Genomic DNA, 7,210 nt, shown 5'->3' on the forward strand with positions numbered 1-7,210 from the left:
TCCTTAATCGTCAGCTAACGCTGCAAGCATGTCTGCTTGATGTTCTAGCATGATAGGTTCAAGCAAGACATTTAAATCGCCTTCCATGACTTCATTCAAGCGATATAGCGTTAAGTTGATACGATGATCACTTACGCGACCTTGTGGGTAATTGTACGTTCTAATACGTTCAGAACGATCACCACTGGCCACTAAACTACGGCGGGTTGTTTCTTCAGCGCTACGTCTTTTTTCATCTTCAACCGCTTGAATACGCGCTGCCAATACACTCATCGCTTGGGCACGGTTTTTATGTTGTGAACGCTGATCCTGACACTCAACAATAATGCCAGATGGAATATGGGTAATACGAATAGCAGAATCGGTTTTGTTAACGTGCTGACCACCCGCACCAGAGGCGCGGAATGTATCCACTTTTAAGTCTGCTGCATTAATCGAAATCGCTTCAGCCTCTGGTACTTCATGCAATACCACAACAGTACAAGCAGAAGTATGCACACGGCCTTGAGATTCGGTTTCAGGCACACGTTGAACGCGATGTCCGCCTGACTCAAACTTTAATTTGCCGTAAGCACCGTCACCACTGATTTTAACAATGATTTCTTTAAAGCCGCCATGCTCGCCTTCGTTGACATTCATCACTTCCATTTGCCAACGGTTGGCTTCACAGTAACGTGAATACATACGGTATAAGTCGCCAGCAAAAATAGCCGCTTCATCACCACCAGCACCGGCGCGAATTTCAAGAAACGCGTTGGTGTCATCGTTAGGATCTGTTGGCAATAGTAAAACTTGTAATTCATCTTCAAGCTTTTCTAGCACTTGCTTTGACTGCTTATACTCATCTTGCGCCATTTCGCGCATTTCAAGATCGTCTTCTTCAAGCATCTCTTTGGCGTAGTCGAAATCTTTTTGAGCTTGTTGAAATGCCTTAAAGCTACTCACAACATCTTCAAGTTGAGAATATTCTTTTGATAATCCACGAAAACGGTCTTGATCCGAAATCACGGTAGCATCACTGAGTAACGCTAATACTTCTTCATTACGTTCGAGCAAGCCTTCAAGCTTGCGGATAACGGATTCTTTCATTTAGCTCGCTAACCTTAGTTTTTATCTAAACCAAGCGCAGTTCTTAATTGGCCTAACGTATTCAAATCACCTTGGCGGCTTGCTGAAGTGAGCGCTTGTGTAGGTGAATGTATCAAACGATTGGTCAGCCTGTTAGCTAACTCAAGTATCACTTGTTCACTATCACTGCCTTGAGATAATTTATTCAAGGCACGTTCAACTAATTCATCTTTAATAGCCAAGCTCTGGCTGCGATATTCGCGAATACTGTCGACTGACTCTAAAGACCTAATCCACTCCATAAATAAGTGTGATTGATCTTCAGTAATTAATTCTGCTTGCTCGGCGGCTTCTTTACGTGAAGCCATGTTCTGTTCAATTATGCTATGCAGATCGTCTACAGTATAAAGGAATGCGTCGTCTAACTCACCGACTTCTGCTTCAATATCTCTTGGAACTGCAATATCCACCAACAACATAGGTTGGTGACGACGCTGTTTTAGCGCTTTTTCGACCATACCTTTACCTAAAATAGGCAAAGGGCTGGCGGTAGAGGATATCACGATATCGGCTTTAGCGAGAAAGTCTGGTATTTGTTCTAAGGTAATTGCGGTCGCATTAAACTCTTCACACATGGCTTGAGCACGTTCAATCGTGCGATTTGCCACCACCATAGAAGCAACACCATTATCTTTAAGGTGCTTAGCGACTAATTCAATGGTTTCTCCAGCACCAATGAGTAACACCTTAGTGGTGCTCAACGATGAGAAAATATGTTTGGCCATGCTGACAGCGGCAAAGGCAACAGAAACCGCGGCAGCACCGATTTCAGTGTCAGTACGCACTTTTTTAGCCACTGAGAAAGTATTTTGAAATAAACGATCGATGGTTAATGCAATAGTGCCTGCTTCTTTGGCTTTCACAAACGCTTGTTTGACCTGTCCCAAAATTTGCGGTTCGCCTAGCACCAGAGAATCTAAACCTGACGCTACCCGCATTAAATGTTTGACAGCAACTTGTTCTTCATAGGCGTAGATACACGGCATTAAATCGCTATGATCTAAACCATGATAATCTTCTAACCATTCAATAATGTCTTCCTTTTCAGCATTATTGCAATATAGCTCAGTTCGGTTACAGGTAGACACAATAACAGCCTCACCCGTGCGGGTGCGACTGGCCAAGCTTTTCATGGCATCATGAATGCGGTCTGGAGAGAAAGCGACTTTTTCACGCAAATCTACCGTGGCGGTTTTATGGTTTATCCCGATTATTACTAGGCTCATTAGACGGTATCAAGTTCTTTTCGGTGACGTTAATTAGGCTATTCTACTGAATTGGACCAACTAAAAACACAATTGGCTTAACAAAACCGAATAAATGTCTAAATTTTTATTTATTGATCACATATCTATTGTGCAAACCATTACATTAATATCACATTAATTTTGGCAAAAGCATTTTTACATAATGGCTTAAGCCCAGTATCATAAGATCATCTTAAGCAACCGCTAGGCAATCCATTGCGTTTATCTGCATCTTTATTTCATACCGCTCTCATTACCGTGTTGCTTGTCTTAGCCGGTTGTAGTGTCACTCCATCTGATGATTTCACCCCTATCGATGTGACCAACGCAGCTCAAGCCAAAGCATGGGAACTTCAAGGCAAAATTGCCGTCAAGACATCGCAAGATAAATTCAGCACCAATTTGTATTGGCTACATCAACCTAAAGCAAATGATTTACGCCTAACAACGGTATTAGGCACTACAGTATTAACCCTTAAGACAAATCAAGGTATGGCGACACTTGAAGTTGACGGCAAAACCTATCGTGACAGTAATGCACAAGATTTACTGACAGGTATTAGCGGATGGTCAATCCCGCTTGATAGCCTTCCTTTATGGATTACCGGCCAAATTGGCAGCAATGATAAAATTGTCAGCTATAATCCTGATGGCACAATTAAACAATTAATCAGTCACGACTCTGAAGCCAATTGGGTAGTCAGTTTTCTCGGTTGGCAACAACAAAGCGGCGCGCTTGTGCCTAGGTTGTTGAAGGTTGAGCGTGAAAATGTACAAATAAAAATTCAAACTAATCAATGGACAGCGGTAGCAGCCAAAACTAAATAACGTTAAATATTCAGTGCTGGCTAATCAACAAGGTAGTGAACAAAACATGACATCGACGAAATCACGCAAATCAGCGGTATCCAAAAGTTGGCCTGCTCCTGCAAAACTGAATTTATTTTTACATGTAACTGGCCAACGAGCCGATGGCTATCACGAATTACAAACACTATTTCAATTTATTGACCATTGTGACTACCTTGATTTTCATATCACAGACACACCAGATTTAATTCTCCATTCTACGATGTCCGATTCTGTCGCTAACAGCGATAACTTAATTCTTAAGGCCGCAAAATCACTTAAGCGTTACGCCCAATATCAAGGCGGTGCGCATATATGGTTAGAAAAATTGTTGCCTATGGGTGGTGGTTTAGGCGGCGGTTCATCTGATGCGGCAACCACATTAGTGGCGCTAAATGCCTTATGGAAAACCAATGTTTCACCCAGTAAACTGGCTGAAATTGGCTTAACGCTTGGTGCGGATGTCCCTGTTTTTATTAATGGTTTATCTGCGTTTGCCGAAGGTGTAGGTGAGAAGTTAATCACAGTACAACCACCCGAGTCATGGTATTTGGTTATTGTCCCTGATGTACATGTGTCAACCCAGGATGTTTTTCAACATCCTGATTTGCCACGTAACACACCAAAATTGGTTATGAGTAGTTTAATGACTCAACAATGGAGCAATGATTGTCAGAAACTGGTCACAACTAAGCACCCTCAAGTTGCCAATGCCTTAAGCTGGCTGGTAGAATATGCGCCGTCGAGAATGACCGGAACAGGTGCATGCGTGTTCGGGGAATTTACACATTCGCAACAAGCCCTTGACGCTTTAGCCAAATTACCGGCTGATATGCGAGGTTTTGTCGCAAAAGGGATGAACAAGTCGCCATTACAAATACGACTTGAGCAGCTCTAACAACATTATTTCTTCTGGGTCAGTTTTGAGTGACAACACGTAAAATTGATCTAGCCTTTAATCGTAAAGCAAACACCTGAGGTTCATAAAGTGCCCGACATCAAGCTCTTTGCTGGTAACGCTACCCCAAATCTAGCCGCCAAGATAGCCGACCGTTTATTTTGCAAACTTGGCGACGCAGTTGTAGGCCGTTTCAGCGACGGTGAAATCAGTGTTCAAATAAACGAGAATGTACGTGGTGCGGATGTGTTCATCATCCAATCTACTTGCGCACCAACTAACGATAATCTCATGGAGCTTATTGTAATGGTTGACGCGCTACGTCGTGCATCAGCGGGTCGTATTACTGCCGTTATTCCGTACTTTGGTTATGCTCGTCAAGACCGCCGTGTACGCAGTGCACGTGTACCCATTACCGCAAAAGTTGTTGCAGATTTCTTGTCAAGCGTGGGTGTTGACCGCGTATTGACTTGTGACTTACATGCTGAGCAAATTCAAGGTTTCTTTGATGTCCCTGTTGATAACGTGTTCGGTAGCCCTGTGTTACTTGAAGACATGTTGGCAAAGAAATTAGAAAATCCTGTTGTTGTGTCTCCTGATATTGGCGGTGTAGTTCGTGCTCGTGCAGTTGCCAAGCTATTAGATGATTCTGACCTTGCGATTATCGATAAGCGTCGTCCACAAGCTAACGTTGCCCAAGTAATGCATATTATTGGTGATGTTCAAGGCCGTGATTGCATCATCGTTGATGACATGATCGACACGGGTGGCACCTTATGTAAAGCTGCTGAAGCATTAAAAGAACATGGCGCTAACCGCGTGTTCGCTTATGCTACTCATCCGGTATTCTCAGGCAATGCTGCTGAAAATATTGCTAATTCTGTTATCGATGAAGTTATCGTGACAGACACGGTGCCATTAAGCCCTGAAATGCTGAAAGTGGCTAAAGTGACCCAGCTAACGATGACTGCAGTATTAGCTGAAGCGATTCGTCGCGTTAGCAACGAAGAGTCAATCTCTGCGATGTTCCGCCACTAATCATCTTTAGTGAGTGAAACAACTAAACGCACTCTTACGAGTGCGTTTTTGTTTGGTTAAACCTCGCAAAAATACTTTATATAAGTTACTTGAGAAATAAGCCGAACCACCATTACCAGATGTTCGTCATTATTGAATGGCTGATGTCTAACATTATCCGTCAAATCATTCTACAACCTTCAAGCATTCAACTCATAAGTGCATTTATTGATTGAATCAATAGCATCATCTCATCGTCCGCTTCCAAACCCAAAAACCAGACTCATCTATGCAGTCATGCTTTGCATGACTGCATTCGACTCTAGCGGATGCTGAGAATGTGCAGAATAGAATGCCTTTTGAGTGTGTAAAAAAGTATTGCCCGCAGTGATACCGGTTTGATAATCATGGCGTAAGCCCATATCTGTGCTACCCAACAATTTGCTTTGCAGATCATCATCAGCAAAAATTTGAATGATCTCGACATCATCTGGTGGATTGGCGATAAACGCGAGCTCTTGTTCGTAAGCATGTTCATGCTGAACCAAGTAATCTATGGTTTTGGGACAATAACCTGACACACAAATCCATGATTTTAATTTATGCACCCAAGCAGACTGTGCATGAAAATCTGCATTAACAGTACGAATTACCACTATTTTTCTCGCACCACGGCGATATGCTTCACGAACCGGTAACGGCGCAGCCAGTCCACCATCAAGATAAAAGTCCGCTTGAGGGTAATCATCGTCGGTATGAACTTGATTAGCTGCACTGGCGGTTAACCAGGGCGCAAGTTTAACCCCCTGTTTATATAGAAAGGGTAATGCACTTGAGGCTTTAAGCAATTCGCGCCAGTGGTCATTATCACCATTTGGGCGTAAGAAATAACCTTGTCGGTCGCGTGAATTAGTTGCGGTGATCAGTAACTCGCGTTGTCCCAAAGATTTTGCTGCTGCGGTAAAGTCTAAGGCAAAACTACCTTGAGTCGTTTTATCAAAGTACCAGTCCAAATCGACAACATTTCCGCCAACTAACCCTCGGCCCAGTTGGTAAAATCGCTTATGTCGTGATAACCCACGGATTAATCGCTTGGCATAGCCTTTTTGGCGAGATAAATAACTCGTGAGATTTTGTGAACCAGCAGATGTGCCTATGAATAAATCAAAGGGATCAAAATCATTATCTAACCACGCATCTAAAACACCAGCAGTGAATATCCCTCGCTGACCACCACCTTCAGCAATCAGTGCCATCTTGGGTTGTGATGCTTCATAAGGGTTCGTTAATGGTGTTGGTGTTAGGACGTTCATGATAAGCCTTTCTAAAAATATTCACTGCATAAGACAAGTCTAAACAACAGTAAGTAAAATAGATAACCGATAGAATCAATCGCGTTGATAGGAAAATACTATTGGTAAACAATACCGATTGTATTAATTATCTGCTTATTCAGAGTAACTTGATAGCAGATGGGATAAGGCTAAGGGGTGATTTTCTTTGAGCAGTATTAACATCAACAGGCTTCAATATGCTCAAAACATTTTGCTGAAAATATTTTGCTGAAAAAGAATAGCAAAAAGCCCGTCTATAAGACGGGCTTTTTAGAATTTGGCTGGGATACAAGGATTCGAACCTTGGAATGCTGAGATCAAAACCCAGTGCCTTACCGCTTGGCGATATCCCAATAGTATTTTTTAAACAGATATGAAGAACAATTGTGACTAAAATTTGATGGTACGGAAAGAGAGACTTGAACTCTCACACCTCGCGGCACCAGAACCTAAATCTGGCGTGTCTACCAATTCCACCATTCCCGCATCAAATTTTAACTTAGAGTATACTCTTTTTATTTCAGAGTAAACTTTGCTTTACCAGCTAACGTAAGTACAACTCACTCTACCCAGTAAATATGGTAGCAATGGCGGGACTTGAACCTGCGACCCCAGCATTATGAGTGCTGTGCTCTAACCAGCTGAGCTACATTGCCAAAGATGGCTGGGATACAAGGATTCGAACCTTGGAATGCTGAGATCAAAACCCAGTGCCTTACCGCTTGGCGATATCCCAA

Annotated in this window: 6 protein-coding genes and 4 tRNA genes; 3 read left to right on the plus strand and 7 right to left on the minus strand. The window is 42.6% G+C overall.

The features are described 5' to 3' along the window. Nucleotides 1–3 precede the first annotated feature (3 nt). Together prfA and hemA are read right to left on the minus strand one after the other, a co-directional pair. Nucleotides 4–1,089 carry a peptide chain release factor 1 gene (prfA, locus tag AAEY94_RS15340; protein WP_101088717.1) on the minus strand — a complete coding sequence of 362 codons (1,086 nt, stop codon included), beginning with the start codon at nt 1,087–1,089 and terminating at the stop codon, nt 4–6. Nucleotides 1,090–1,103: 14 nt separating this feature from the next. Beyond that, a complete protein-coding gene (hemA, locus tag AAEY94_RS15345) occupies nt 1,104–2,354 on the minus strand; it encodes a glutamyl-tRNA reductase (protein WP_182744293.1) in 1,251 nt (416 codons plus the stop codon). 237 nt (nt 2,355–2,591) lie between these two features. Here hemA and lolB point away from each other — a divergent pair, with 237 nt between their 5' ends. The 3 genes from lolB (at nt 2,592) to AAEY94_RS15360 (ending at nt 5,160) form a co-directional block, all read left to right on the plus strand. Next, nucleotides 2,592–3,203 (plus strand): lipoprotein insertase outer membrane protein LolB, encoded by a 612-nt coding sequence (lolB, locus tag AAEY94_RS15350; protein ID WP_162023774.1) that lies wholly within the window; start codon nt 2,592–2,594, stop codon nt 3,201–3,203. 46 nt (nt 3,204–3,249) lie between these two features. Further along, the gene (gene ispE / locus AAEY94_RS15355; RefSeq protein ID WP_350979183.1) at nt 3,250–4,122 is read left to right on the plus strand and encodes a 4-(cytidine 5'-diphospho)-2-C-methyl-D-erythritol kinase; all 873 of its coding nucleotides are present in this window, start codon (nt 3,250–3,252) and stop codon (nt 4,120–4,122) included. 90 nt (nt 4,123–4,212) lie between these two features. Beyond that, nucleotides 4,213–5,160 carry a ribose-phosphate pyrophosphokinase gene (locus tag AAEY94_RS15360; RefSeq protein WP_350979184.1) on the plus strand — a complete coding sequence of 316 codons (948 nt, stop codon included), beginning with the start codon at nt 4,213–4,215 and terminating at the stop codon, nt 5,158–5,160. A 266-nt stretch (nt 5,161–5,426) separates the two neighbouring features. On the opposite strand, the gene AAEY94_RS15365 is transcribed toward AAEY94_RS15360, so the two are convergent. The 5 genes from AAEY94_RS15365 to AAEY94_RS15385 all read right to left on the minus strand — a co-directional run bounded on the left by AAEY94_RS15365 (nt 5,427) and on the right by AAEY94_RS15385 (nt 7,209). Beyond that, a complete protein-coding gene (locus AAEY94_RS15365) occupies nt 5,427–6,452 on the minus strand; it encodes a patatin-like phospholipase family protein (protein ID WP_350979185.1) in 1,026 nt (341 codons plus the stop codon). Nucleotides 6,453–6,751: 299 nt separating this feature from the next. Next, nucleotides 6,752–6,826, minus strand: a tRNA-Gln gene (locus tag AAEY94_RS15370). A gap of 48 nt (nt 6,827–6,874) precedes the next feature. Beyond that, a tRNA-Leu gene (locus AAEY94_RS15375) sits at nt 6,875–6,959 on the minus strand. Nucleotides 6,960–7,052: 93 nt separating this feature from the next. Continuing rightward, nucleotides 7,053–7,129, minus strand: a tRNA-Met gene (locus tag AAEY94_RS15380). Nucleotides 7,130–7,134: 5 nt separating this feature from the next. Continuing rightward, nucleotides 7,135–7,209, minus strand: a tRNA-Gln gene (locus tag AAEY94_RS15385). Between the last annotated feature and the right edge of the window lies 1 nt (nt 7,210).

This window comes from Shewanella sp. AC34-MNA-CIBAN-0136 (assembly GCF_040309945.1).
Classification (GTDB): Bacteria; Pseudomonadota; Gammaproteobacteria; order Enterobacterales; family Shewanellaceae; genus Shewanella.